Raw genomic sequence first — 22479 nt, 5'->3', positions numbered from 1 at the left:
GGGGCTGTCGGAGAGCCGGGAATGCTACCGCGCATCGAGCAGAGAACCGACCACTTTTTGGGTTTTTCCAGTCCTTCGAAGATTTCAGGTGGCGGTTGAGGGCAGGGAACGGGGCCAGAACCAAATCTAACGGTTATCTAACGGTGGTCGGGCTCGAATTCCAACCGGATGCACCGCCTAGGGCTTCCACCACGCTCAAATGAGCGCGTTTTCGAAAGAACCGTTTACCCCTTCAGATAGGCCGCAACGATCTCCAAAATCTCTGTCTCGTCCTCGCTCGACAATCCAAGGTAGGGACGAGCTGGCATTTCGACGGATCTTGCCCCGTGCGTCACCCACTGAGAGAAGTTCGACTGCCGCTTCTTCACAAAGCGGTTTCCGACCACGCCGCCTTTTTCCTTGAAGTACACCTGCTGGGATCGAGCCGCGTGATCGACCTTGCCGCCGAACTGGTGGAGAGCGCCGTAGGGTCGGTCGGTGCCGAACTGAAGTTCGTCGTTGCTTACCTGGTGACGTAGGGTATCGAGCAGCGCTCCGGACTCACGAAGGGTCTTGTTGCCTTTCTTCCTGGCCAGGGTGCGTGGCGACAGCGGTGCCCAGGGTGAACCGTCTGGCGCGACCTGGCGCCGCGCCCGAGCGTCGACCGACATGTGCAGGTATTCCGCAATGTCGTTGAGTGGCGTGCGCAGCGAGCCCAAGCGCTCGGCCAACAGCTCAAGTTCGCGCCCCACTACTGAGGCATCAATCGTCACATCAAGCATTGCACCGGCCACGGATGCCTCCTACTATCTATACACGTTCATTGGCTGAGCAGTCCCCGCCGGGACCTCCAGGCCTACAGCCAGAATGAAAACCCGTGCGGCGGCGCGGGTTTTTTTATTGCCCGCCATCCGGGCGGCGATAGAGCCGGACACCGAGGCGCAGTTGCTCCAGGTACTCGGGGTTGTTGGCGTCGGGGGCAAAGGTCGTGATGCCGTCCCAACCGTCGCTCCCCACCTCGAACACCGCCAGCGCGGGCACCGCTTCCCCGGCCACCTGGAACCGGCTGATGTAGCGACGGCGCACCACCGCCTTGTTCTGCGCGTACTGCCATTCCAGCCTTACCCACACCTCATCCGGCTCTTTCAACGCATCAGCGAGCAACAGCAGCTCGCGGGCGTGGCCACGCTTGCCAACCTTCAAAGCGCCGGTTTTGGCACTGGTAAACAAGCCCCGGCCAATCACAACCCCGTCGCCGGTCTTGTCACGGAACACCACGGGGCTAGCCTCAGTCGCCCCGAACTCGCCCAGGAACCGCTCTACGTATTCATCATCTGACAGCCCAGCCGGTAGCAACCGACCAGGTGCTGCCTGACGTGGCGCAGGCAGAGGTCCAGGCGGGCGGCGGTTGGGCAGCCCTGCACCTTGCGTCGAGCTGGAACGTGAGCCTGGCTCTGGCAGCGGATCGTGAGCACGCAGTGGCGGCACTGCGGAAGTCAGCCGAGATTGACCAGGCGCATGCTCGAAACCGGGGTCGATTCCAACGGGTACGCGCACGGTGCGAGGGCCATTCGGGCTGTTGACACCGATGATGCGGGTTTCGTACTCGACTACCGGAGCCTCGCCGACCTTGAGGCCCATGCGCTCAACGTCTCTTTGGCTCACCATGAACTTTTTGCACTTGCACCCCCAGCCGTTCTGCGGGCTGTGTGTTGACCACCAGGCGTCATCGAGCGGCAGAACCGTGCCATTCCACGCCAGGTGCTGGGGGCGCGGGTTGGCACTGTCGCCGTGGCGATAGAGTCCATAGGGCCGAGCCTTGCGCAGCTCCGGGTCAGCCATCTGTGCCTCACGGCCTGCGTTGTAGGACTGCCGCAGGTTCGTTTCGAAGATAGTGCGCGAGCGCCAGGCCTGGCCACCGTTGTATTGCCAACCATGCTGGCCAACTATCTTGTCGAAGTCGGCCCTGAACTGCTCCAGAGTTAGGCCCTTCGTGATGGCTTTCTCCACCGCGCCGCGCATGCCCTGGAGCAGGTCACGCTTGGTCGCTCCGGCGACTACGAACGCCCAATCATGTTCAGCGGCATACACGTCCGTCCAGGCGCGGGTCGGCAGATTGGTCTTGCCTTTGAAGTAGTCGATCTGCTCTTTGAACGGCAGGGAGCCGTGAGATACAGCCATCACAGCCCCCTCAGTACGTCATAGCGACCAGCCAGGGCCGCTGCCATCATCCCGTCAGCCATGGCGCTGGCAAGTTGATCAGCGCTCATAGCAGGGTAAGCCTCAATGAGCCGGTCCCGGAATTCCTCCAGGCTGGCCACCGATGCCAGCAGCTCTTTGATGGCTTCAACCATGTCATCCATTGGCGCTGCGGCTGCCACTGCCAGCGTCTTGACTTGGTTATCGACGATGTCCGGCGCCTCAGTCGGGGCCGCTGGCTGCTCACGGTTCAGCGCGGTGACCACAGGAGCATCAGCCGCAGGCGGTGCCCCAAGAACCTCGGCGCCTTCGGCAGGCTCAGGCAGTCCGAACTTGTCACGGATAACCGACTGCTCGATCTTCAAGCCCAACGGGACAAACGCCGTCACCGCCTTGATCAACAGTTCAAGGTTTTCAGGCTTGGGCACATCAATAATGAGGCGGGGATAACGCCGACCAGGTGCAAAGTTCAGGTCGCAGAAAGGCCGCACGAACATACGGTTGAGCGTGTTCGACTCGGCCTTGGCGTCGGCCTCCAGCAGATCTAGACGCACTTCGTTGTGCACCTTGGCCTGGGCCATGCTGGACCCGTCGTCAGCGCTCATGGTCTGCCCGACAATGGCCTTGGACATTTGCTTGTCCCACCACTCAGCCAGCCCCTTGAAGAAGTCGCCCGCGCCGTTGACGTTGGCGGCCTGGGTGAATTCGATGCGCATTGACTCCGGGATGACGGCAGCCGCATCGCTTCCCAGGTTGGCCACAGCCGACATCAGCACGCCGATATCATCCTTGCTCGCGTTTGGCCCATAGCGACCAACGCGCATCGGGATACCATAGATGTCGGCGAAGCCCATCCAGTCCTTCCAGGTCCACGCCTTGCACATGTAGCCGACCGCCGCAAGGCGGGCCAGGCCGCCACGGATGGGCAGACCAGCCCGCAGGCGCGGGCGGTGAACGATGAACTTGTAGGGTGCGAGTGCCACGCCATTGAGCATGTCGGCGTCATCTAGCAGGCGTAGCTCTTGCCCCGTCTCGCGGTCGAACATGAAGAAGCGCGGGTCGCGCCACTCGAAGCGCTCGGGCGTCCAGGTCTTGCCGCTGCGATCCCAGATGATTTCGCACACTGAGTAGCCCTTGCCGAGAGCATCAGTAAGGTCTGTCTGCATCTCGCCGAACTCGGCGGATTCCACCACCTCGCGCAGGATGTCAGCCCGGCGAATGTCTTCCGCGTCATCCGTGGCGGCTTCGATGCGAATGTTGAGGCCTGCCAGTGCGAGCTTGCGCGTACCCAGCACCGAGGCATAGTGCAGGTCGCGCTCTTCCATTTCCTCAGCAAGGGTCAGGTAGTCGCGAGCGTCGCCCTCAGCAGCGGCCTGGAGCAGGCTAGCAAGGCGACCCGGTGTCAGGCCGCCCGCCACGGACGGGTGCCAAACATGGCGCACGCCAGTCACACGTGGCGCGGCCACATCCTCGGTGAGTTGATCGTATTCGATGGCGCGACCGTATTGGTCGACGATGGGGGAGCGTGCCATTACCAGATGCCTTTTCCAGAGCGCCAACCCGCCCCACGCTGAACCTGTCGGTAGTGCTGGGCCGTGGGTGAGACGCGGTGATATTCGAAAATCTCAACTTCTTGCCGACTGGCGAAGTCAGCCAGGACCAGGGCCACACCTGCGTCGCCGTGGCGCTTGTCGCCGCCTTTCTCGGTGGTGCGCTGCTCAGGGATTCGCGCCACACCTTTCACCACCCGGAAAGCCCGTATGTCGCCGGTGACGTCCTTGTCGGCAGGGATGCCGTAAAGGGTGTCGTCCTCCAGCGCAGCCTTGAAAGGCGGCATGTTGTCCCGATACCAACCCTCGGTCAGCATTACTTGCTCGATACGGTTAAACCCGAATTCCACGGCAGCGGCCTCGGCGATCTGCTGGCCGTTGCCTCGGGCGTCATGCGCCCCCTTGAGGAAGTTGGGCAGGCGCCGAACGATGTAGAAGAGGATCTGCTCTTGCTGCTTGAACGGCACGTTGCGCATTTCCAGCACGAACGGCGTCCGCTTGCGTAAGTCCTGCTCCTTGAGCACTGGCCAGAAAACGGACAGGTCGCCCGAGCGGGCGAAGTCCATGCCGTAGAAGCTCTGCACGTTGGTTGGCAAGTCCTTCAGCAGTGGCAGCAGCTCGCGCTCACACCACTCCAGCGACTCAGCCAAGCGCACATGCTCGGGGGCCGTTTCGTACCCTTGCGGGTACTTGAGGCGTAGCACGGGTGAGTCTCGGCTAGTGCGACTTTCGACCAGGGCAAGCGACAGATAGGCACCTCCACCCTGGCTAGGCACACAGTCCAGCTCTTCGGTGGCCGCATCGCCATAGAAGCTGTACACGTTGTCGACCCAGGCTTCTTCTTCCTCTTTGATATGAGGAATGCCACGGCGCATGCACACCCGGTCATACAAGCCATCGGCCACGGCTTCACGGAAGGTGCAGCGGAACAGATGCCCCTTACGCTTACCGGCGCGGATCTCTTCGATCAGTTCGTTGAACGGGTTCTCAGTGCCGTCGTGGGTGCTGATGACATGGACCTCACCACCCCAAATCAGCAGAGCGAGTGCCGCTTTCAGCAGCTCAGCCAGGTCGGAGTGGAACGCCGCTTCGTCGATAACCACCACGCCCTGGCGCCCCCGCAAGTTACTTGGGCGGCTGGTGAGCGCCACGATGCGATGCCCTGAGGGGAAAACGATGGTGTAGGTCTTAATGTGCTTTTCTGGATCTGCGTCCGGCCAAATGCCTTCTTCGATCTCTCCCGCCGCGTAGTCGAACGCCCGAGCCCACATCGCGCAAGCCTGGATGTATTCAACCGTCATGTCCTGGTTGTACCCCAGGTAGTACACGGTTTGCCCTTTGGCACTCTTTGCTGCCGCAGCGACAAGCACGTTATCGGCGGCTTCCGCCCAGGTCAGGCCAATACGTCGGGACTTTTCGCCCACCTTCAGGGGCGCCCGAATGCCAATCCAGTCCTTTTGATAGTCGAGCAGAACGGCGGGAGTCTCGTTGACGCCTTCCGACTTCAGCGCCTGGGTCAGGGGAGAGAGAGCTTGGTTCATAGCGCCCAGCCTTCGATAGCAGCCTGGAGCAGCGCCGCCCGGTATTGTCCGAGCGACTGAAACGACGCCGCGTAGCCGTCATCGCGAATGAGGCTGACAAGCGAGCAGCGCACCGAGGCAGGCAAGGGCGCGTCGGGCAGCTCAACAACTGCCCTGGTCTGCCACCCGGCAGCACGGGCGGATGCCATGCTTTGCTCGTTGGCGTCCATCCACAGGCCGTCTTCATCCTTGAACTGATAAATGACCTTCACGACGCCACCCCCAGAATCTCGCGACGAATCTCATCAACGGTCTTGGCGCTGAGGCCACCTTTCTTGGCGATCTTCTCGACCTGGTTGGCAGCGGCTTCCGCCCTGGAGCGAACTTCAGTCTTCCATTTCGCCTGGACGACAGACGCCCGGCCTAGCTCGGCAACGGCCTTGGCCACCTTGGGCAGATCGATCTTGCCGTCAGCAGCCATCAGCAGCTTGAACAGGTGCTCTTGCACCAGGCGCATGAGCGCTTCGTTGACCGCGCCTTCGTCGTCGGGCGCGGCCTGAACAACGGCCTTGGCCTGCTCGCTGGACAGCTTCAGGGCGGCGAGCTTGTCTTCGAACTCGCTGCCGTAGCGGTGCAACGCGCTCTTGCCAATCGAGTAGCCCCGCGACTCCAGTTCGGCAGACAGCAGCTCGTAGCCGCTGAAGTTCGATTCGACCAGCGACTGGTCCAGCCAGGCTTTTACCTCTGGCGGCAGTGCGGCGACCTTGCTACGCGGCGGCATTACCAATACTTCTCAGGGCGGGCGATGCCTGCGCGACAATCAACGGTGTATTCGGCGATGTCGACGCCCAACGCCGTCAGCCCCGCCACCCAAGGGCCAGCCGGAGACTTCACGACCGTGACCAGCGAGCGGTCGGCCAGGTAGTCCAGTTCACGGCGCAGCTCCAACGCCGTGGCGTCTGGGTAGATGCCTTGGACCGTCGAGAGCACCACGGCCTCATGTGGGTCAACTGGGCGGCTGGTGTTGAGGGTAAGCAGGATGTACCAGCGCAGCGATTCGCGGCGCACCTTTGCTGGATCGATGTTCATTGGCGGGTTCCCCGGAGCTGCACGTTTTCAAGCTTGAGGGCCAGCGCGTCGAGCTTGGCCTCGATGACGGTTTGGTTGCGCACGAAGTCTTCACGGCGCACGTAGTGCAGCGGCATTTCCCCGCGCAGCTTCTCCAGGCCAAGCTCTACTTGGCGCAGCCGGTCAGAGTCCTTGGCGAGTTCTTCAAAGCGGCCATCCATGATCTCAAAGCGTTGATCCAGGCGGCGCTCGATGGCAGCTAGCAGTAGTTTCAGGAGGCCAATCATCACCCCCACCAGGCCAGCGCCTGCTGCAATTAACTGCCAGACCGGCAGCTCTACGGTACTCATCGGCCACCCATCCGTTCGATGTCTTCTTGGCAGCTCACACACAGCTCAACCCCTGGCAGGATCTCGCTACGTGCTGCCGGGATCGGGTCGCCGCAGCTCTCGCAGTGCGTGACGCGAGGCCCGGTGTAGTGGGGGCGACCTGCCGCCCGCGCCGCCAGTGCCTGCTCGCGAAAAGCCTCTTCCAATGCTGTGGCGGTATCACTTACGTCCATTGCTTGCATTCCATTCGATCAGTTTCTTGAGCTGGCCACGGCAGGACGAGTAGTCCTCGCCGTTGCGAACGTGGTTCGCCAGCAGGTCTGCGCGGGTGACGCCTGCAATCAGGTCGTCAGCGGCTGAGGCTCCGGCGGGAGGCGCATCAGTTCCGCTGGTGGCTGAGCCGGTGGCAGGCATTGCGGTTGCGGCTGCGGTGCCAAAGAGGGCGCTGTTCCACACGCGGACAAAGCCAACAGTGAACACAGCAGGAGGCTGCGGCTCAGGCTGCGCATCGAGTGCGCGGCGATACAGGGTCGTGACATGCTTAATTTCTCCTTTGAGTTTGTCGGTGACGGCCCGCAGCTCATCCCGGCTGGCGATGAGTTCAGCCGCCAGTTGATTGCCCCTGGCCTGGGAGGCAAGCAGATCGTCTGCGGCTTTCCTCAGTCCAATGACTGCGGCCTCAGCAAGGCTGCGCATATGCGCTTCGTGCTTATTGGCCTGCTCGGTCAAAGCTGCATCGCCCTGAGCTTTCGCCAAGGCGAAACCTTCGTCGTAGCCATCGCGGTACGTCAGGGCCAGGCCTCCAACAACCACAGCAATGGCCACCAGCCAGATGAGCAAAGGCTTGAGAGCGCTCATGAACACACCCCTTCGCCCCAGCCAGCGGCGATGTACTTGGCTTCGTGGCTCTTGAGGATGAGGCGTGGATAGCCCCGGTTTTCACGGAAGGCGGCAACCGAGCGGCCCGCATTGAACCGCTCGATAGACCCGAACCAAATCAGCGGATCGGCGCCTTGAGCCGATGCCAGCTTTCGGTCACGGATCAGCCAGCCAAGGCCGCCGTTGTAGGAGGACAGCACCATGGCGTGGCGCTCGCAGGCATTGCGAGCCTTGATGCGATCAGCCAGCCAGCGGTCGAAGCTGACCAGCGCCATGAGCGACCAGGTGGGGTTGTACGGCTCAACATTGCCCAAGGTGTCGGGGAACAGCTCCGCAAGCCACACGGCGGTCGAGGGCATCACCTGGCCCAGGCCTTGCGCGCCGACAGGGGATTTGGCGTTGAACCGCCAGCTCGACTCTTGGTGTACCTGGGCGGCGAAGGTGGCCACGGGGGCATCGAGCCCCCACTCGGCCTGGGCAATGCGGGTTAGCTCGCGGCGGTATTGCTGCGCCTCGGCTGGCACATCAGCTCGGGCCATGGGGATGTTGCTGAGGATCGCGGCCAAGGGTAGGACCACCAGCAAGATCGAAGCCGAAAGATAGTTTCGAAACATGGTCAGAGCCCCAGCGTCAGGCCGATGATGCAGGCCAGAACGATCAATGCACGGCGGATACCCGCCCATGGCTGATGCGCTATGCGGACCTGGTCGGGGCGGGCATAGGGGAACAGGGCGCGGTCGATCCAGTAACCCAGCACACCGCCGCCAGTGACCAGAGCGGCTTTGTAGAGAACGACCGCAATCTTGGTCGGGGCAATGAGGTAGAGCGCGACCAGCAGGCAGACGGTGATTAACGTCCAGTAGGTCAAGCGTGGTGCTTGGTAAGGCCGCCGAAGACGCAGGCGGCTGCGAAGATGGTTCATGGATGAACCTCCTTGGTGGGGTTGAGGGCGGCGCGGATGTTGGCGATAGCGCTAGCGGCTACACCTGGATCATTCCGGCGCTTTGCCGGTGCGATGTAGCGTCCAGGTTTGGGAGGGTGGGTAGGGGCTGAGCGGTAGCGCTGGCCACCGGTGCTGGCGTCGCGGGCTACTTGTCGACGATGAATCGCCACCCGCGAAATGACATACGTCTTCCACTCGCTTGGGCATTCATCAATCATTTTTTGGCGCGTCTTCTCGCAGCGCTCGTCAATGACGCGCTGGGCGTATGCCGCTGAAAGAGGCTCGTGCTCGAACATGATCGAATCTGCCAGGTGAGATGGACCTGGCTAGGTTCGCCCGTGTAGGACGGGTGCTGTATTTCCGGGGGATTTAAGCAGCAAGCCCCGCTGAGCGGGGCTTGTTGGGGTGACGGCTAGTGCAGCCGCTTTGGCGCATCGTCGTACCCGAAGAGGTCGGGCTCTTGCTGACGGTGCAGGACTCGTTGGCGCGCAATGATGTCATAAACCGCCTGGCTGGACAGATCAAACTTTCGAGCCAGCGCGTCCGGGCGGACGTTCTTCTCCCGCCACTCACGGAAGATTTCCGCGTCTCGCAGCGCCCGGCGCAATGTATCCCCACGGGGGATGTAGACAACAGCACCGCCCATCGTTTCGCATATCGAGAAGACGACCGCTCGGGCTATCTTCGGCACCTCGTCTGGCTTGTCCGGCAGGATCTGCCGTAGCTTGCTTTCGGCAATGCTGGCCATTTCGATCAGCGTTCCCTCCCAGCGATTCAGCACTACCGCGTCATTCATGTGTGCCAGCACCTTGTCCGGGTCTAGCTTGTCGATCTCCCCGCCACCAAATAACTCTCCGTTACTCATTGTCGCCTCCCGTGTCGTTTCGCGTCCTTGGCCAGAGCAGTGATGACGCCGCCCAATTGCTTGGCGTCCAGCCACTCCAGCCGCTCTACCTGGTACAGCCGCTTGGCCAAGCCGTCGCCGTACTCCCACGGGCGACCCGCCTCAGCCAGTTGAGCCTCAATCTTGCCGACCAGCTTCGCCCGGTCTGCCGCTGGCTTGGGCTTGTCCCGGCCTTGTTTCGGCTTCCAGCCCAAGCGCTCGAACTCGCGCAGTACGCCCGCAACCTGGAGCGGGCTCAAGTCTTTGGCCGACGACTTGCCCGTGACCCGGCTGAGCAGGGCGCGGTAGGTGTCGTCATCAAGGCCAAGGTCTTTCTTGGCAATGTGGATCTTGCTGAGCTGCTGGTTGCGCCTGTTCATAAAGTCACCTGCGACAGTGCCAAAGGTGCTGCTGTGGTCATACCGTGGTTCAGGCGCACATCCGCCGCCGCAAGCACGCCATGCATTGCATCGCTGATGGTTCGCACACCGGCCTTGCGGCGGGCGGTTGCGTTGCGGTCCCGAGGCTTCTGCTGCACCAGGTCGGGGTAGTGGTGCGCCAAGTACTGCTCAACGGCTGGGGACAGATCGGCGCCCGCGAAGGCCGCAACCTGCTCATGCACCGCATGAACCCAGGCCTCGCAGAACACGTCAGCACGGCGTACCTTGGTGGTCACTTTGCAGTTCTTGAGCCGGGTTGCCGAGAAGTCGCGGCGCGCCTGGCGCACCTGCCGCAACAGCACGGTCATGGTGTAACCAGCCACCTCGGCCATCTCACCAATGAAATTCCAGCGCCCAATGCCACCGGCAAATATCACCTTGCAGGCGTAGGCCTTCGCCACGGTGTGAGCCAGTTGCGCCTCCCACTTCGCTGGGGTCTTCTTCGACCCGGCGACGGCGGCGCACTCCATCACATCGGCCATGTTCACATCGGCCTGGCCGATGCCGTATTGCTTCATCAGTGCCTGTGCCTGCCGCATTGCGGCTGCCGCCTCATGCGGGTTGGCACTGGCGGCCAACCTCAGGCATTTCTTGATCTTGTCCAGGGCCTTTTTGCGGTCCATGAGATTCCCTATCTACTGCGTGTCGGCTGCTCGTCAGTACCCGGCCACCACGGCGGGTAGACCAACCCCGGCCAGGCCGGGGCGGTTTCGCTTAGTGGATGGTTGGCTTGAACAGCAGCAGCTCGCGGTATGCCTCGCACACCTCACATGGGCAGCCGGGAGTAGCAGACACGACGGGCAGGGGGATGCGGTCGAGCAGCTTGGCACCTTTCATCATCGCGCCTACGACCCGCCCTGCGGCGGTGCCGTGCAGCTCGGCATGGTTGTCGACGCTGATGGACACGCCGGTTTCGTTGTCTTCTACGGTGATTTGGAACTTGGCCATTGGTACTACTCACATGAATTGGGTGTGTGCACTGGCAAATCAGTGCACTGAATAGGAAGGGGTGGTGTTCAGCGAGGCGCTCGCGATGTCGAGCGGGATCGGCACGTACTGCTCAGAGTCACCTACGCGCCGGTACACGCGGATGTAGCTTTTAGAGCCGACGACCTGGACGGCATCTCCGATGGCCTCCATGGCGCGTTGCCACCGAGGGTCTTGGATATCCATGCGGCGCAGGGCCAGGACTCGACCGGTGCTGATTTCGCCTTGCTTGTCAGCCCGGAAAGCCTCGTTGACGATGGCGCGCACTTCGGTGCGGGCGTCCTGAGTCCATTCGGTCAGGCACTCATCAATCAGTGCGCGGGCGGCTTGCAGGCGCTCGTCAAAGCGGATGTTGTCCTGGGCGGCCTGTATCACTTTGAATTGCCCGTCGAACGACATCAGGGTGATGTTGCCCTTCTTGCCACCCAGCTTGGCGTTGTACTGCTCAGCCGACATGTCAACGAATGCTTTGATGTCGCCGAAAGCACTGGCCTTGAACTCGGCCAGAATCTTCGAAACCTCCTGAGCCTTCTGCACTAGCTCAAGCACCAGGTCGTTGCGTGCCAAGTCGATTGGCTTGACCAGGTCCAGCGGAACCAGGTGGCCTTTAGCGTCTTTCAAAAATCCTTCGGGAATGTTGCTCATCTGTTGTGTTGCTCCATATCTGTTGAGGTAGAGGCCCGGTTTCGCAGCTCGGTGAACAGCGCTTCGGCCTCTTGTCTTGCAGCGTCTATCTGCCTATCTGTTTTCGGGGCGAGGTTCGCCATTGCCCCCCGCCTTCTGGCTGCGATGATTTCGTCTAAGGCGGCATTACCGGTTTTGATCTGCTCATCTGTCCGCTTCGGCTTTGGCAGTGCAACGCCGGGAGTTCGTGCGGGCAGCTCTCGCATCAGTCGAGCAGGTGGAGGCCAGCGCTCGCAGGTGGCAAACAGCACCTCGAATGCCTTCTGTATGCGCACTGCGTCTTCCACCTCATCCCACTCCCGGCCCTTGTTGAGCGCGAGTAGCCAGACTTCGAGCGTTGCCGAGACCGTGTCCACGGATGGTGCGCCGTCAAGGCGTAGCGCGATCAGACCTTTCAGCCCTAACGCAACTTCACGCTGCAACCACTTACTCATGGGCAAGGGCATCCAGAACAGCAAGCGCGGCGCTGGTTTGGCTTGGGTTGCCTCTACGCACCGGCAGGGTCGTGGTCGCTTCCGGTGCCAAAACCGTCGCACCTGCGGTCACACCTGGTTGGTACTGAGTCATCACCTGGTACAGCCAGCCGTGACCTTTTAGCGGTGTGACCAGTCGCCCCGACTCACGCGCTGCCAAGGTCTGCTCGATAGCCCATGCCCAGCACTCTGGCGGCGCTTGGAATACCTGGCCACCGCGCTCGATGCGCTGAGATTGCAAGTCAGGCAGCAACTCACCCAGCAGCTTTGCCACGCGATCCATGGTCAGCTCGCGGGTTTCTGGTCGGAACAGGCCCAAGTAGCGCACCAGGGCATGACCGAGAGGGCCGGACAACTTGAACGCGACCCCCAAGGCTTCGCGTGCGCCGTCATGGGCAATCAGGGCATCGAGCGAGAGCGTTGCTCCACAGTTCGGGCAGCGGGTGCGCATCAGTGCACCCCCAGCTTTCGAACTTTCAGCGAGCCGCCACAGGCCGAAGCCATTGGCGCAGGGTGATTACGGAACCAGTCGATTTGAGCGCTGGACCACTCGCCGCCTTCGTCAGCGCACGGTCGCATGTCGTCGTATGCCTGGACCGCATCACGGAACCACTCCGCGACTTTCACCGAGGTGAAAAAGCGGATGGGGGTGCGATCCTTCGCTTCGACCACCCACACATCCGGCAGCGTGTGCCCGCCGAGTCCGTCAGATTTTTCTGACACTGGCGAACCGAACGAATTATTCCGTGTCGTATCAACGCTAGGATTCACCTGAATTCCGCCGACCGCCGAAAAAAGGTGGTCCAGGCGTTCTGCGGCATAGCCAGCAGAACGATACGAAACGGCGAAACCCACGCATTGTCCGGCAAACATCAGTTGAATCAGGCCAGGGCCTTTCATGTGAATCTGAGTGGTTGGCTTAGTGGACTGTTGCATTGTTCTTGCCTCCACAAGTCGGGTTAAAAGGACACTGCTGGCACACTCGCCAGTGCTGCATGGCCTGGGGGTTATGGGTTGGAGCTGAGCGCTGATAGAACCCCTGGCACTCTTCAACCGTCAGCGTGTCGCCGGTAGCAACGCACTCGATGCGGCCAAGGACTTCCATCACCCGACGCTCAACGCCTGCGGTGGTGGGGCTGGGGTACTTGTTGCTGAGCACCAAACTCACCGCTGTGCGGCTCATGTTGATGCGGATCGCGGCATGGGTGCGGCTGGTGGCCGTGACCTCTTTGGCCAGAAGCCGTACGAACAGCGGCGGCTCAGCGCCCCAATTCGAAAGGTTCACTTCCCGTCTCATTGCAGACCTCCCGACTCCCCAGTGGAAGCCAGTTCAAGCTGAGTGCGCTGCACCAGGTCAGCAGGTGGCTTGATCGCCTTGCCGCCTTGAGCCAACTCCAGCCATTCACTGAGCAAGTCCCGAGTCCGCAACAGAGCTACGCCGGGTTCAACCAGGCTGCGATCAGCCCCAAACGACCCGTTAGTTTTTACGTAAACCAACTTGCCCAAGTTCGGGTCATACACTTGAAGCGAGTCGAGCTTACGAATCTCAGGTGGCCGAGGGCCGGTGTACTTACCTGGAACCAAGCGATAGATCTCAGGCTTGGTCACATCAACCTGTGTCTTTTCCAAATAGCCCGCTTCGGTCAAGGCATTCAGATATTGGCGCACTTTGATTATTGTCAAAGAGGCCCCGCCGGCAGATGCCGTTTGAGTCACACCTTCTGCGGTAAGGTTTCCATTCAGAATCCGGACGGTACGCCAAATGTTTTCAGTCGCTAGGTGGTCGTAGGTGCGCTGCCCCTTGCCATTTACTCGCGGATAATCGGCGCCCTCATCCTGAACCAGCGAGTACACGCGCCCGACTTTTCCAGGCGGGCTTTCAACGACCTTGATGATTCCAGCCTTTATCAACGCCTTGAAATAGCGATTGATGTCGTCCGGCATCTGACCACTACGCCTTGCAATATCGTTGATAGAAAAAGCGATGCCGAGAATTCGAACGGACTCCCAAATGCGCTGGCGAGGCTCTTTCGTACCCGATACAACGAGATGTGCTTTGCGACCGGCCATTACATAGCCCTCCGCGCAGGCGCTTCGCCAGTGAACCAGCCGCGCTGCCCCCACTGCGCCAAACCGATGCCATCAAGCATCGCAGCGGAAGCCTCGGATTGAACGCGATGAAGATTCACGGCGACTCGGCGCAAGCAACCTTTGGTGGCCGCTCTCAGATCTTCGAGAAGATCATCAGCAAACGAAATCTCCGGATAACTCGCTTGCGCAAGATTTCGGATATCTTCGATTGTCGCCGCTTGAGCTGGAACCCATTCCAGGACTCGGTTATGCAGCCGCTCCAACCGTTGAAGCGAGGACGGAACACGCTCTTCGCCGATAAGGACAATCGTCCCCTCACTGGCGTTATAAATGTCTGTCAGAACGTTGGCCGCTGCTTTATCCAGCAAATACTGTACGTCGTCGACAATCAGCGGTCGGCGCGATGTGGACAACTGCACTGCGATTTGATCGACCATCTCCGACAGAGTGCGACCAGGCAAAACACTCATCTCGCGCAGCACTGCGGAGAGGAACGCTTTCTTACTCCAGGTATCACGGCATTCGGTGTAGTAGCAACGATGCTGGTTAGCCGCGAAAGCTGCTGCGAGGCTTTTTCCATACCCGCTGGGGCCGTACATCGCAACAAGCCCTGGCAAGTGAGTTGGGCGGGCTTGTGCGCGACTCATAGCACCCGACAGCAACCCGACATTTGTCAATGGAACGATTTTGGTTACACTCACTGTGTTTCTCCTATTGGTCTGGCGTGTTGGCGCACGCTGACTGCTTCCTGATACGGGCTCGTCTTAGCCCGCCTGCTGTTGAAATACTTGCTTCATCGCAACGAAGTCCGGGTGGCTTGGGTAACGCTCATGCCACTTGGCTTCGTCTGCGGTGAGTTCCTCTCCTGCGGTCTTACGCTTTTCCAACTGAACCCAAAGGCGATACCGTGCAACGTCATCCCCTGGGATGTTGAATTTCGGTTGCGCATGAACGATTGCCGCCGCGTAATCTCGGGCAGCTTCCAAAGCCTCGACTGGCAGATTTGCTGACGGCGAAACATTGGGAGCAATCATTTCCACGCGATGCCCTGTTAACGTCTCCACTTTGTTTACAGCACGATTGAGCTGGCCTTGCTGCCGCTTATCTCGTGCGATTTCCATCATCGTTCTTGGCATGTAATCGGAGCTATTTCCATCAAGCTTTGCCGGTCCGATAAGTTCGCCATCCAACGTATATGTCCAGACCCTGCTAGCATCTCTAACGTCGTAGGCAATACGTATTTCTTGCCCATGTAAGGCCGTTAGATCGGCCATGAAATAATTATTCCCAGCCCATGAAACTTCTCCACGGCGAGTGGTCCTGATTGCCTGAGGCCTCATAAGAGACTCAACCAGATCGGCGGGCGCAGCTATTGGGCTCCAGCCTTCTTCGATAGCCGCACTCCAAGCTTCGTCAGGGCTCATATGCCTTGAGACACCTGTTTCAGGGTCACGAATTCTTCCCAGCCCTCTATGGGGGGCGCTGTTGTAATGAGCAATCTCATGTTCAACACCAGCCATAAAGACGCCGAACTCGGGCAATAGCCGCGACTTACCATGCTCTTTCAAATCGCGCCGACCGAGCCGATGGACTTTGGTTGCCACATGCTTGTCCATGTCCGCGCCGATATAGGAAGTAAGCTTCTTCGCTGCACGAACCCAGATCGTCTGATGCCCGCGCTCTGACAATCCACGGGCCTGGCTGTTGTAAGGCAACGAGTGCTGCATTGTTCCGCCAAGGCGGTCGACTACTTCCCTAATAACTTCGTTGTCGAACCCTGAACCGTTGTCCACGTAGAAAACGGCGAACATGCATTCACGGACCGCATCGCGCAGCGCATCGAGCACACCAAAAGCCGACTCCGACTCGCCAACAGATATCCCCACCACTCGTCGCGTAGCGACATCGAGAACCGTAGTAATTTCTGGCCGATATGGCTTACCAGTGAGCGGGTTGACTACCTCAGCATCAAATTTATGTCCGTCTGCCGTGTACACATCACCAGGGAATAGGCTCTCTGTAGAACGGCGGCGGAACGCTTGAAGGGACTTAAGCTCCTGCGGGCTCATCCGCCCCATGTTCAGTGCATCTGGCGAAAGCTTTTTGAGGAAGCGTTGCACGACATGAATGCTTGGAGTCTGCTTATCCCAGCTTGAAGCAAACTCGGCGTAGCTCGCCGCGACGCTGGGCTTAGTAGGTCTCTGGTAACAGCGCAGGAATGAGGGAAGCCACTCCGGCACTTCCAGGCTTGCTCTTTGCCGAATTGGCGCAAGTGCGGCTTCATCTTGCCCCGCAGCGCGCCATGCAGCCAGCCAGCGCTTTAGCGTGCGCTCTGACAGGCCTCGCTCGGCTGTTTTCCGATCATTGGCAAGCTGAACTCTTTGCTGAAGATAGGGCGACAACTGCCCCTCCTGCGCATGCTTCACCAGGATCGCTATCGCGGCCTTCTGAGAGACGACCGCTGACAGCCTTTCGATTTCTCGAATAAACGCTAAACGTGCGGTCATCACAGCCTTCTGCCGAGCATTCAGCTTGGCGGCTGACGACGACACCGGCCTGGCTTCGGTTAACGCTGGCAATTCAGCCGGGATGGGGGCGTGCGTGCCTTCAGTTACTGCCGCAACGGCCTGAGACAGGAGAGCGGCCTGCGTTTCTGCCGGAAGATCTGAAAACGCATATTCAATCGCCTTGGTGCCAGCGCGCTTTTGTGAGTGCCAGTTTTCACGTACCGCGACTTTCCGGACACCCGGAACCGTGCCTGGCAGGCCTGGTTTTCCTGCGAGTTCTTGAGCTGTCAGCCAGTTACGCATCGTCACTTCCTCGACGCTGCTGGCCATCCCGCTCGGCTGTATTATTGTTACCTTTCGCACTTTCTCCGGTATCCTTACCGGTTTGCGAGACGTTGCTCTCTGAGCGGTTTGGGCGAAGTCGAAGCGGGGTGCCGTCGGCATTCCAACGCTCTGGCCAGATTTGGCCAGGCAGCATCCCGAGGGCCTTTGCGATATCGCGCTCTACTCGCGGGTAGGCACGGCGCTTGGCGTTACGGAAAGCGCTTTCGTTTAGTCCTGCATCGCGAGCGAGATCGGCGATGGAAGTGCCTCGGATACGCAGCTGGTACTTTACCCATTCCCAGCGGCGATCCAGATCCAGCGGAATATTGTGACTGTCCATTAGAGGGGCCATTTCCGAATAAGGGGTGGTCAACCGACCCGTTAACGGTCGGTTTCGAACAATATAGCCCCGTATACGAGATGCAGTAAACCGTATTCGGTAGTTTTTATTGCAAATTTCGGATGGATGGCGCACCACCTGCGCAAAAAGTCATTGAAAACAGCTACTTAGGCGAGAATAGAAACCCTTGAGCGATGACCTTAAAAAAGTTTCTTTAGCGAATACGGGAATAGAAACCCGTATAGCGGCAGTCGCTAACCTGTACGAGACCCGAAAACAGGCCGCTCGCACTGCCGGGGTGGCTCAGTCCTCGCTCTCTCGCTGGATCGCAGGTGAGGGCATGCCCGCGTTTGACTCGCTAGCCGCGCTGGCAGAGGCGCGTGGGGTGTCGTTAGACTGGATTGCTACGGGGCGAGGGGAGATGCGCCCAAGTGACGCAGCGGGCCCCGCTAGTGGGCTCGATGAGGAATACGCCTACATTCCGCTGTATGACGCCTATATCAGTCAGGGGCACGGCACCTGGAACGAGGGCGCCCGCATTCTGACGATGCTGGCTTTTACTCGGTACAGCCTCAGGAAAAAAGGGCTGGAGCCCAAGCAGTTAGCCGCCGTAAGGGTCGATGGTGATTCGAATGAGCCCGAGCTTAGCGAAGGCGATACAGTCATGGTTGACTTGAGTCGCAACCATTTCCAAGGCGAGGCGTTCTATGTCATTCGCTTGAATGACCTGCTCTACGCTAAACGCTTACAGCGCGAGCTAGACGGCGGCATGTCGGTCATTAGCGCAAATACTGCATACCACCCGGTCCGCGTTCCTCCCGAGCACCTGGATAGCTTGGAGATCGTCGGTCGAGTAGTGTGGGCTGGCGGCTGGATGATTTGACCCTTGGTGCCAAAGATGGCGCCAAATCCTTGCGATTGGCGCCTTTTTAGCGTTTCCCTGCTTGGCGCCTCTTTGGCCCCGTTTTGGCCCCGTTTCTTTTGATCCCGCCTAATGATTCCGGGCTTTTCCAGTTTCTTCCTGCTTCTTCCCACCCATTTTCTCTTAGTGCCAAACAGAACACCTCCTCACATCTTCGCGGGCAAGCCCGCTCCTACAGGGGTAGTGGAGATCCTGTAGGGGCGAGCTTGCTCGCGAAAAGGCCGCCCAGTCCTAGCGCGCGCTGCAAAGCGCCAGGCAGTTATCCAGCATGCGGTTGGAGAAACCCCACTCGTTGTCGTACCAGGCCAGCACCTTGAGCATGCGCCCGTTGGCGCGGGTGTGGTTGGCGTCGAAGATCGACGACAGCGGGTTGTGGTTGAAGTCGCACGACACCAGCGGCAGGGCGTTGTAGCCCAGCACCCGAGAGTGGCGGCTGGCTTCCAGGAACAGCTGGTTGACCTCGTCGCTGCTGGTTTCGCGCTTGAGGTTGACGGTCAGGTCTACCAGCGACACGTTGATCACCGGCACCCTGACGGCCATGCCGGTCAGCTTGCCCGCCAGCTCCGGCAGCACCAGGCCGACGGCTTCGGCGGCGCCGGTCTTGCTGGGGATCATCGACTGGGTCGCCGAGCGCGCGCGGTAGGGGTCGCTGTGGTAGACGTCGGTCAGCACCTGGTCGTTGGTGTAGGCATGGATGGTGGTCATCAGCCCTTGCTCGATACCGAACTCGCGGTGCAGCACCTGGGCAATCGGCGCCAGGCAGTTGGTGGTGCACGAGGCGCTGGAGATGATCTGGTGGGAGCTGCGCAATACATCGTGGTTGACCCCGTACACCACGGTGGCATCGGCGCCCTTGGCCGGTGCCGAGATGATCACCTTCCCAGCCCCGGCGCTCAAATGCGCGGCCGCCTTGGCGCGGTCGGTGAACAGGCCGGTGCATTCGAACACCACGTCGATGGCCAAGGCCTTCCACGGCAGTTCGGCGGGGTTGCGGATGGCGCTGACGGCAATGCGGTCGCCATTGACCGTCAAGCTTTCGTGGTCGGCCTCGACATTGGCGTCGAAAGTGCCGTGCACGCTGTCGAACTTGAGCAGGTGGGCGTTCATCGCGCTGGCGCCCAGGTCGTTGATGGCGACGACCTGCAAGTCCTGGCGGTAGCCTTGGGTATACAGTGCGCGCAGTACATTGCGCCCGATGCGGCCGAATCCATTGATGGCGATGCGAAGGGTCATGACATTACCTCTGGCAGTCGGGGTGAAGCCTGTGGCACAAAGAGTGACTTCACTGAAACGGTTTTGTTATTGGAATTACAAGATTATTCACTCTCGGATAGAAAACAAGCGTTTTTAGTGGCAGTATTTTGTTAAACCTACAACGAGTGGTTGAGCGAGGCGCTCCAACGACCCACTAGGCGGCCTGTTTCATCAGCCTAGGTGGCAATCGTGAGGAGGGAAAATGCCCATTAGCACACCACCCTTACCGCTAGCCTGGAGTTCCGTACATGCACCCGCGCATCCTAGAGGTCACCCAACGGCTGATCGAACGCAGCCGCCCGACCCGTGAACGCTACCTGCAGCTCATTCGCGGCGCGGCCAGTGACGGACCCATGCGCGCCAGCCTGCAATGCGCCAACTTCGCCCACGGCGTGGCCGGCTGCGGCAGCCAGGACAAGCAGAACCTCAAGCTGATGAACGCCGCCAACGTGGCCATCGTCTCGGCCTACAACGACATGCTGTCGGCGCACCAGCCCTACCAGCACTTCCCCGAGCAAATCAAACAAGCCCTGCGCGAAATCGGCTCGGTGGGCCAGTTCGCCGGTGGTGTGCCGGCCATGTGCGACGGCGTCACCCAGGGCGAGCCGGGCATGGAGCTGGCCATCGCCAGCCGCGAAGTGATCGCCATGTCCACCGCCATTGCCCTGTCGCACAACATGTTCGATGCAGCGCTGATGCTGGGTATCTGCGACAAGATCGTGCCGGGCCTGATGATGGGCGCGCTGCGCTTCGGCCACCTGCCGACCGTGTTCGTGCCGGGCGGGCCGATGCCCTCGGGCATTTCCAACAAGGAAAAGGCCGATGTGCGCCAGCGCTACGCCGAGGGCAAGGCCAGCCGCGAGGAGCTGCTGGAGTCGGAGATGAACTCCTACCACAGCCCCGGCACCTGCACCTTCTACGGCACCGCCAACACCAACCAGCTGGTGATGGAAGTGATGGGCCTGCACCTGCCAGGCGCCTCGTTCGTCAACCCCTACACACCGCTGCGCGATGCCCTCACTGTCGAGGCGGCGCAGCAGGTCACGCGCCTGACCAAGGCCAATGGCAATTTCATGCCCTTGGGCGAGATCGTCGATGAGAAGGCGCTGGTCAACTCCATCGTTGCCTTGCATGCCACTGGCGGTTCTACCAACCACACCCTGCACATCCCGGCCATCGCCCAGGCCGCCGGCATTCAGCTGACCTGGCAGGACATGGCCGACCTTTCCGAGGTGGTGCCGACCCTTTCGCACGTCTACCCCAACGGCAAGGCCGACATCAACCACTTCCAGGCCGCCGGTGGCATGGCGTTCCTGATCCGCGAACTGCTCGACGCCGGGCTTATGCACGAAGACGTCAACACCGTCGCCGGGCACGGCCTGCGCCGCTACACCCAGGAGCCGTTCCTCGACGACGGCAAACTGGTATGGCGCGACGGGCCGCTAAACAGCCTGGATGAAAACATCCTGCGCCCGGTGGCGCGGCCGTTCTCCAGCGAGGGCGGGTTGCGGGTGATGGAAGGCAACCTGGGGCGCGGAGTGATGAAGGTCTCGGCGGTGGCGCCGGAGCACCAGGTGGTGGAGGCGCCCGCGCGGATCTTCCACGACCAGCAGTCGCTGGCCGATGCCTTCAAGGCCGGCGAGCTGGAGCGTGACTTCGTGGCCGTGGTGCGCTTCCAGGGCCCACGCTGCAACGGCATGCCCGAGCTGCACAAGCTGACGCCGTTCCTCGGTGTATTGCAGGACCGTGGTTTCAAGGTGGCACTGGTCACCGATGGGCGGATGTCCGGCGCTTCTGGCAAGGTGCCGGCGGCTATCCATGTGTGCCCCGAGGCTTATGTCGGTGGCCCGCTGGCAAAGGTACGCGACGGTGATATCGTGCGCGTCGATGGTGTCGAAGGTACGCTGCAGGTCTTCGTGTCGGCCGAGGAACTGGCCAGCCGCGACCTGCCAGCGGCCCCCCAGGGCAACGACCTGGGCTGTGGTCGTGAGCTGTTCGGCTTCATGCGCATTGCGTTCAGCTCGGCGGAGCAGGGCGCCAGCGCCTTCACTTCTGCCCTGGAGAGCTTCAAATGAAAGCCTTGCTGGTCGGCGATATTGGCGGCACCAATGCCCGCTTCGCCCTGTGGCGCGACAACGATCTGCACGCAGTGCAGGTGCTGGCGACGGCCGATTATTCCAGCCCTGAACAAGCCATCGAGGCGTACCTGCACGAGAAGGGCATCGCCCGTGGCGGGGTGTCGGATGTATGTCTGTCGGTGGCCGGCCCCGTCGATGGCGACGAATTTCGCTTTACCAACAACCACTGGCGGCTGAGCCGCAAGGCGTTCTGTGAGGTGCTGCAGGTCGAGCGCCTGATGCTGATCAACGACTTCTCCGCCATGGCCCTGGGCATGACCCGCCTCAAGCCCGGCGAATTCGTCGAGGTGTGCCCCGGCCAACCCGACCCCACGCGCCCGGCGCTGGTGATTGGCGCGGGCACTGGCCTTGGCGTCGGCACCTTGCTGAACCTCGGTGAGCGGCACTGGATGGCGCTGCCGGGCGAGGGCGGGCATGTCGACCTGCCAGTGGGCAATACCCGCGAGGCGGCGATCCACCAACAGATTCACAGCCAGATCGGCCACGTCAGCGCCGAGACGGTGCTCAGCGGTGGCGGGCTGGTGCGTCTGTACCAGGCCCTGTGTGCGCTGGATGGCGATGTTCCCCGGCACAAGACCCCCGCGCAGATCACCGACGCTGCGCTGGGCGGCGAACCTCGGGCGCAGGCGGTGATCGAACAGTTCTCGCGCTTCCTCGGGCGTGTAGCGGGCAACAACGTACTGACGCTGGGCGCACGGGGCGGGGTGTATATCGTCGGCGGCGTGGTGCCGCGTTTTGCCGAGTTGTTCCTGCGCAGCGGCTTCGCCACCAGCTTCGCCGACAAGGGCTGCATGAGCGGTTATTTCCCAGGGGTGCCGGTGTGGTTGGTGACGGCGGAGTTCTCTGGGTTGCTGGGGGCCGGGGTGGCCTTGCAGCAGGCGTTGGATCACTGAAATCGGCGGTGCTGCATTCGCGGGCAAGCCCGCTCCTACAACCGATAGGGCCGCCGATAGCACCGACCATCAGGCC

30 protein-coding genes and 1 other RNA gene are annotated in these 22479 nt (G+C 60.9%); 3 read left to right on the top strand and 28 right to left on the bottom strand.

Translation table 11 applies throughout. The features are described 5' to 3' along the window. Positions 1–224: 224 nt before the first annotated feature. The 27 genes from ACQKPE_RS16185 to ACQKPE_RS16055 form a co-directional block, all read right to left on the bottom strand. The gene (locus ACQKPE_RS16185) at positions 225–773 is read right to left on the bottom strand and encodes a phage virion morphogenesis protein (RefSeq protein WP_427667369.1); all 549 of its coding nucleotides are present in this window, start codon (positions 771–773) and stop codon (positions 225–227) included. A 103-nt stretch (positions 774–876) separates the two neighbouring features. Next, positions 877–2160 (bottom strand): PBECR2 nuclease fold domain-containing protein, encoded by a 1284-nt coding sequence (locus tag ACQKPE_RS16180; protein ID WP_427667368.1) that lies wholly within the window; start codon positions 2158–2160, stop codon positions 877–879. Then, a complete protein-coding gene (locus tag ACQKPE_RS16175; protein WP_427667366.1) occupies positions 2160–3710 on the bottom strand; it encodes a DUF935 domain-containing protein in 1551 nt (516 codons plus the stop codon). The genes ACQKPE_RS16180 and ACQKPE_RS16175 overlap by 1 nt, the downstream gene beginning before the upstream one ends. Then, positions 3710–5269, bottom strand: coding sequence for a hypothetical protein (locus tag ACQKPE_RS16170; RefSeq protein WP_427667364.1), 1560 nt, complete (start codon positions 5267–5269; stop codon positions 3710–3712). The genes ACQKPE_RS16175 and ACQKPE_RS16170 overlap by 1 nt, the downstream gene beginning before the upstream one ends. After that, a complete protein-coding gene (locus tag ACQKPE_RS16165; protein ID WP_427667362.1) occupies positions 5266–5520 on the bottom strand; it encodes a hypothetical protein in 255 nt (84 codons plus the stop codon). The genes ACQKPE_RS16170 and ACQKPE_RS16165 overlap by 4 nt, the downstream gene beginning before the upstream one ends. Then, positions 5517–6029, bottom strand: coding sequence for a DUF3486 family protein (locus ACQKPE_RS16160; protein WP_427667360.1), 513 nt, complete (start codon positions 6027–6029; stop codon positions 5517–5519). The genes ACQKPE_RS16165 and ACQKPE_RS16160 overlap by 4 nt, the downstream gene beginning before the upstream one ends. Continuing rightward, on the bottom strand, positions 6029–6337 hold the full coding sequence (locus tag ACQKPE_RS16155; RefSeq protein ID WP_427667358.1) for a hypothetical protein: 309 nt from the start codon (positions 6335–6337) through the stop codon (positions 6029–6031). The genes ACQKPE_RS16160 and ACQKPE_RS16155 overlap by 1 nt, the downstream gene beginning before the upstream one ends. Continuing rightward, positions 6334–6666, bottom strand: a complete 333-nt coding sequence (locus ACQKPE_RS16150) for a hypothetical protein (RefSeq protein ID WP_427667357.1) — start codon at positions 6664–6666, stop codon at positions 6334–6336. The genes ACQKPE_RS16155 and ACQKPE_RS16150 overlap by 4 nt, the downstream gene beginning before the upstream one ends. Then, positions 6663–6878, bottom strand: coding sequence for a TraR/DksA family transcriptional regulator (locus tag ACQKPE_RS16145; RefSeq protein ID WP_427667356.1), 216 nt, complete (start codon positions 6876–6878; stop codon positions 6663–6665). The genes ACQKPE_RS16150 and ACQKPE_RS16145 overlap by 4 nt, the downstream gene beginning before the upstream one ends. Continuing rightward, positions 6865–7503, bottom strand: coding sequence for a DNA-packaging protein (locus ACQKPE_RS16140; RefSeq protein WP_427667354.1), 639 nt, complete (start codon positions 7501–7503; stop codon positions 6865–6867). The genes ACQKPE_RS16145 and ACQKPE_RS16140 overlap by 14 nt, the downstream gene beginning before the upstream one ends. Beyond that, positions 7500–8138 carry a transglycosylase SLT domain-containing protein gene (locus ACQKPE_RS16135; protein WP_427667352.1) on the bottom strand — a complete coding sequence of 213 codons (639 nt, stop codon included), beginning with the start codon at positions 8136–8138 and terminating at the stop codon, positions 7500–7502. The genes ACQKPE_RS16140 and ACQKPE_RS16135 overlap by 4 nt, the downstream gene beginning before the upstream one ends. A 2-nt stretch (positions 8139–8140) precedes the next feature. After that, positions 8141–8446 (bottom strand): putative holin, encoded by a 306-nt coding sequence (locus tag ACQKPE_RS16130; RefSeq protein ID WP_427667350.1) that lies wholly within the window; start codon positions 8444–8446, stop codon positions 8141–8143. Next, positions 8443–8763 (bottom strand): hypothetical protein, encoded by a 321-nt coding sequence (locus tag ACQKPE_RS16125; RefSeq protein ID WP_427667348.1) that lies wholly within the window; start codon positions 8761–8763, stop codon positions 8443–8445. The genes ACQKPE_RS16130 and ACQKPE_RS16125 overlap by 4 nt, the downstream gene beginning before the upstream one ends. A 116-nt stretch (positions 8764–8879) precedes the next feature. Next, entirely contained in the window at positions 8880–9332 is a 453-nt protein-coding gene (locus ACQKPE_RS16120) for a Mor transcription activator family protein (RefSeq protein WP_427667347.1), read from the bottom strand. Then, the gene (locus ACQKPE_RS16115; protein WP_427667345.1) at positions 9329–9730 is read right to left on the bottom strand and encodes a gp16 family protein; all 402 of its coding nucleotides are present in this window, start codon (positions 9728–9730) and stop codon (positions 9329–9331) included. The genes ACQKPE_RS16120 and ACQKPE_RS16115 overlap by 4 nt, the downstream gene beginning before the upstream one ends. Further along, complete coding sequence (locus ACQKPE_RS16110; RefSeq protein ID WP_427667344.1) at positions 9727–10413, bottom strand: DUF2786 domain-containing protein; 687 nt, start codon at positions 10411–10413, stop codon at positions 9727–9729. The genes ACQKPE_RS16115 and ACQKPE_RS16110 overlap by 4 nt, the downstream gene beginning before the upstream one ends. Before the next feature lie 20 nt (positions 10414–10433). Continuing rightward, positions 10434–10506, bottom strand: an RNA gene (locus tag ACQKPE_RS16105) — hammerhead ribozyme type II. Beyond that, entirely contained in the window at positions 10505–10738 is a 234-nt protein-coding gene (locus ACQKPE_RS16100) for a hypothetical protein (protein ID WP_427667342.1), read from the bottom strand. Before ACQKPE_RS16100 ends, ACQKPE_RS16105 begins: the two co-directional genes overlap by 2 nt. Before the next feature lie 39 nt (positions 10739–10777). After that, a complete protein-coding gene (locus tag ACQKPE_RS16095) occupies positions 10778–11422 on the bottom strand; it encodes a DUF3164 family protein (protein WP_427667341.1) in 645 nt (214 codons plus the stop codon). Beyond that, positions 11419–11895, bottom strand: a complete 477-nt coding sequence (locus ACQKPE_RS16090) for a hypothetical protein (protein ID WP_427667339.1) — start codon at positions 11893–11895, stop codon at positions 11419–11421. The genes ACQKPE_RS16095 and ACQKPE_RS16090 overlap by 4 nt, the downstream gene beginning before the upstream one ends. Further along, positions 11888–12385, bottom strand: a complete 498-nt coding sequence (locus ACQKPE_RS16085) for a hypothetical protein (RefSeq protein ID WP_427667337.1) — start codon at positions 12383–12385, stop codon at positions 11888–11890. Before ACQKPE_RS16085 ends, ACQKPE_RS16090 begins: the two co-directional genes overlap by 8 nt. Beyond that, on the bottom strand, positions 12385–12870 hold the full coding sequence (locus ACQKPE_RS16080) for a hypothetical protein (RefSeq protein WP_427667335.1): 486 nt from the start codon (positions 12868–12870) through the stop codon (positions 12385–12387). Before ACQKPE_RS16080 ends, ACQKPE_RS16085 begins: the two co-directional genes overlap by 1 nt. Further along, positions 12854–13231 carry a hypothetical protein gene (locus tag ACQKPE_RS16075; RefSeq protein ID WP_427667334.1) on the bottom strand — a complete coding sequence of 126 codons (378 nt, stop codon included), beginning with the start codon at positions 13229–13231 and terminating at the stop codon, positions 12854–12856. The genes ACQKPE_RS16080 and ACQKPE_RS16075 overlap by 17 nt, the downstream gene beginning before the upstream one ends. Beyond that, positions 13228–14004: a hypothetical protein gene (locus ACQKPE_RS16070; protein WP_427667332.1), complete on the bottom strand. Its 777-nt coding sequence runs from the start codon at positions 14002–14004 to the stop codon at positions 13228–13230. Before ACQKPE_RS16070 ends, ACQKPE_RS16075 begins: the two co-directional genes overlap by 4 nt. Further along, entirely contained in the window at positions 14004–14726 is a 723-nt protein-coding gene (locus ACQKPE_RS16065) for an AAA family ATPase (RefSeq protein ID WP_427667331.1), read from the bottom strand. Before ACQKPE_RS16065 ends, ACQKPE_RS16070 begins: the two co-directional genes overlap by 1 nt. A 63-nt stretch (positions 14727–14789) precedes the next feature. Next, the gene (locus ACQKPE_RS16060; protein WP_427667329.1) at positions 14790–16835 is read right to left on the bottom strand and encodes a Mu transposase C-terminal domain-containing protein; all 2046 of its coding nucleotides are present in this window, start codon (positions 16833–16835) and stop codon (positions 14790–14792) included. After that, a complete protein-coding gene (locus ACQKPE_RS16055; RefSeq protein WP_427667327.1) occupies positions 16828–17196 on the bottom strand; it encodes a helix-turn-helix domain-containing protein in 369 nt (122 codons plus the stop codon). The genes ACQKPE_RS16060 and ACQKPE_RS16055 overlap by 8 nt, the downstream gene beginning before the upstream one ends. A 187-nt stretch (positions 17197–17383) precedes the next feature. Between ACQKPE_RS16055 and ACQKPE_RS16050 the strand changes: the two genes are divergently transcribed. Further along, positions 17384–18079, top strand: coding sequence for an XRE family transcriptional regulator (locus ACQKPE_RS16050; protein ID WP_427667325.1), 696 nt, complete (start codon positions 17384–17386; stop codon positions 18077–18079). A 270-nt stretch (positions 18080–18349) separates the two neighbouring features. On the opposite strand, the gene gap is transcribed toward ACQKPE_RS16050, so the two are convergent. Next, positions 18350–19351, bottom strand: a complete 1002-nt coding sequence (gene gap / locus ACQKPE_RS16045; protein WP_427667323.1) for a type I glyceraldehyde-3-phosphate dehydrogenase — start codon at positions 19349–19351, stop codon at positions 18350–18352. A 269-nt stretch (positions 19352–19620) separates the two neighbouring features. On the opposite strand from gap, the gene edd reads away from it, so the two are divergent. Both edd and ACQKPE_RS16035 read left to right on the top strand, forming a co-directional pair. After that, positions 19621–21447, top strand: coding sequence for a phosphogluconate dehydratase (gene edd / locus ACQKPE_RS16040; protein WP_427667321.1), 1827 nt, complete (start codon positions 19621–19623; stop codon positions 21445–21447). Beyond that, a complete protein-coding gene (locus ACQKPE_RS16035; protein ID WP_427667319.1) occupies positions 21444–22403 on the top strand; it encodes a glucokinase in 960 nt (319 codons plus the stop codon). The genes edd and ACQKPE_RS16035 overlap by 4 nt, the downstream gene beginning before the upstream one ends. Positions 22404–22479 lie beyond the last annotated feature (76 nt).

It is taken from the genome of Pseudomonas sp. NPDC089554 (assembly GCF_050280645.1).
In the GTDB taxonomy this organism is placed as follows: domain Bacteria; phylum Pseudomonadota; class Gammaproteobacteria; order Pseudomonadales; family Pseudomonadaceae; genus Aquipseudomonas.
This window is presented reverse-complemented; position numbering and strand designations above follow the sequence as displayed.

What these genes read in the sequence shown, in the direction of transcription:
- ACQKPE_RS16180 (WP_427667368.1), bottom strand. Translation starts at nt 2,160, where the DNA reads ATGGCTGTATCTCACGGCTCCCTGCCGTTCAAAGAGCAGATCGACTAC.
- ACQKPE_RS16175 (WP_427667366.1), bottom strand. Translation starts at nt 3,710, where the DNA reads ATGGCACGCTCCCCCATCGTCGACCAATACGGTCGCGCCATCGAATAC.
- ACQKPE_RS16170 (WP_427667364.1), bottom strand. Translation starts at nt 5,269, where the DNA reads ATGAACCAAGCTCTCTCTCCCCTGACCCAGGCGCTGAAGTCGGAAGGC.
- ACQKPE_RS16160 (WP_427667360.1), bottom strand. Translation starts at nt 6,029, where the DNA reads ATGCCGCCGCGTAGCAAGGTCGCCGCACTGCCGCCAGAGGTAAAAGCC.
- ACQKPE_RS16155 (WP_427667358.1), bottom strand. Translation starts at nt 6,337, where the DNA reads ATGAACATCGATCCAGCAAAGGTGCGCCGCGAATCGCTGCGCTGGTAC.
- ACQKPE_RS16150 (WP_427667357.1), bottom strand. Translation starts at nt 6,666, where the DNA reads ATGAGTACCGTAGAGCTGCCGGTCTGGCAGTTAATTGCAGCAGGCGCT.
- ACQKPE_RS16145 (WP_427667356.1), bottom strand. Translation starts at nt 6,878, where the DNA reads ATGGACGTAAGTGATACCGCCACAGCATTGGAAGAGGCTTTTCGCGAG.
- ACQKPE_RS16140 (WP_427667354.1), bottom strand. Translation starts at nt 7,503, where the DNA reads ATGAGCGCTCTCAAGCCTTTGCTCATCTGGCTGGTGGCCATTGCTGTG.
- ACQKPE_RS16135 (WP_427667352.1), bottom strand. Translation starts at nt 8,138, where the DNA reads ATGTTTCGAAACTATCTTTCGGCTTCGATCTTGCTGGTGGTCCTACCC.
- ACQKPE_RS16130 (WP_427667350.1), bottom strand. Translation starts at nt 8,446, where the DNA reads ATGAACCATCTTCGCAGCCGCCTGCGTCTTCGGCGGCCTTACCAAGCA.
- ACQKPE_RS16125 (WP_427667348.1), bottom strand. Translation starts at nt 8,763, where the DNA reads ATGTTCGAGCACGAGCCTCTTTCAGCGGCATACGCCCAGCGCGTCATT.
- ACQKPE_RS16120 (WP_427667347.1), bottom strand. Translation starts at nt 9,332, where the DNA reads ATGAGTAACGGAGAGTTATTTGGTGGCGGGGAGATCGACAAGCTAGAC.
- ACQKPE_RS16115 (WP_427667345.1), bottom strand. Translation starts at nt 9,730, where the DNA reads ATGAACAGGCGCAACCAGCAGCTCAGCAAGATCCACATTGCCAAGAAA.
- ACQKPE_RS16110 (WP_427667344.1), bottom strand. Translation starts at nt 10,413, where the DNA reads ATGGACCGCAAAAAGGCCCTGGACAAGATCAAGAAATGCCTGAGGTTG.
- ACQKPE_RS16100 (WP_427667342.1), bottom strand. Translation starts at nt 10,738, where the DNA reads ATGGCCAAGTTCCAAATCACCGTAGAAGACAACGAAACCGGCGTGTCC.
- ACQKPE_RS16095 (WP_427667341.1), bottom strand. Translation starts at nt 11,422, where the DNA reads ATGAGCAACATTCCCGAAGGATTTTTGAAAGACGCTAAAGGCCACCTG.
- ACQKPE_RS16090 (WP_427667339.1), bottom strand. Translation starts at nt 11,895, where the DNA reads ATGAGTAAGTGGTTGCAGCGTGAAGTTGCGTTAGGGCTGAAAGGTCTG.
- ACQKPE_RS16085 (WP_427667337.1), bottom strand. Translation starts at nt 12,385, where the DNA reads ATGCGCACCCGCTGCCCGAACTGTGGAGCAACGCTCTCGCTCGATGCC.
- ACQKPE_RS16080 (WP_427667335.1), bottom strand. Translation starts at nt 12,870, where the DNA reads ATGCAACAGTCCACTAAGCCAACCACTCAGATTCACATGAAAGGCCCT.
- ACQKPE_RS16075 (WP_427667334.1), bottom strand. Translation starts at nt 13,231, where the DNA reads ATGAGACGGGAAGTGAACCTTTCGAATTGGGGCGCTGAGCCGCCGCTG.
- ACQKPE_RS16070 (WP_427667332.1), bottom strand. Translation starts at nt 14,004, where the DNA reads ATGGCCGGTCGCAAAGCACATCTCGTTGTATCGGGTACGAAAGAGCCT.
- ACQKPE_RS16060 (WP_427667329.1), bottom strand. Translation starts at nt 16,835, where the DNA reads ATGCGTAACTGGCTGACAGCTCAAGAACTCGCAGGAAAACCAGGCCTG.
- ACQKPE_RS16055 (WP_427667327.1), bottom strand. Translation starts at nt 17,196, where the DNA reads ATGGACAGTCACAATATTCCGCTGGATCTGGATCGCCGCTGGGAATGG.
- gap (WP_427667323.1), bottom strand. Translation starts at nt 19,351, where the DNA reads ATGACCCTTCGCATCGCCATCAATGGATTCGGCCGCATCGGGCGCAAT.
- edd (WP_427667321.1), top strand. Translation starts at nt 19,621, where the DNA reads ATGCACCCGCGCATCCTAGAGGTCACCCAACGGCTGATCGAACGCAGC.
- ACQKPE_RS16035 (WP_427667319.1), top strand. Translation starts at nt 21,444, where the DNA reads ATGAAAGCCTTGCTGGTCGGCGATATTGGCGGCACCAATGCCCGCTTC.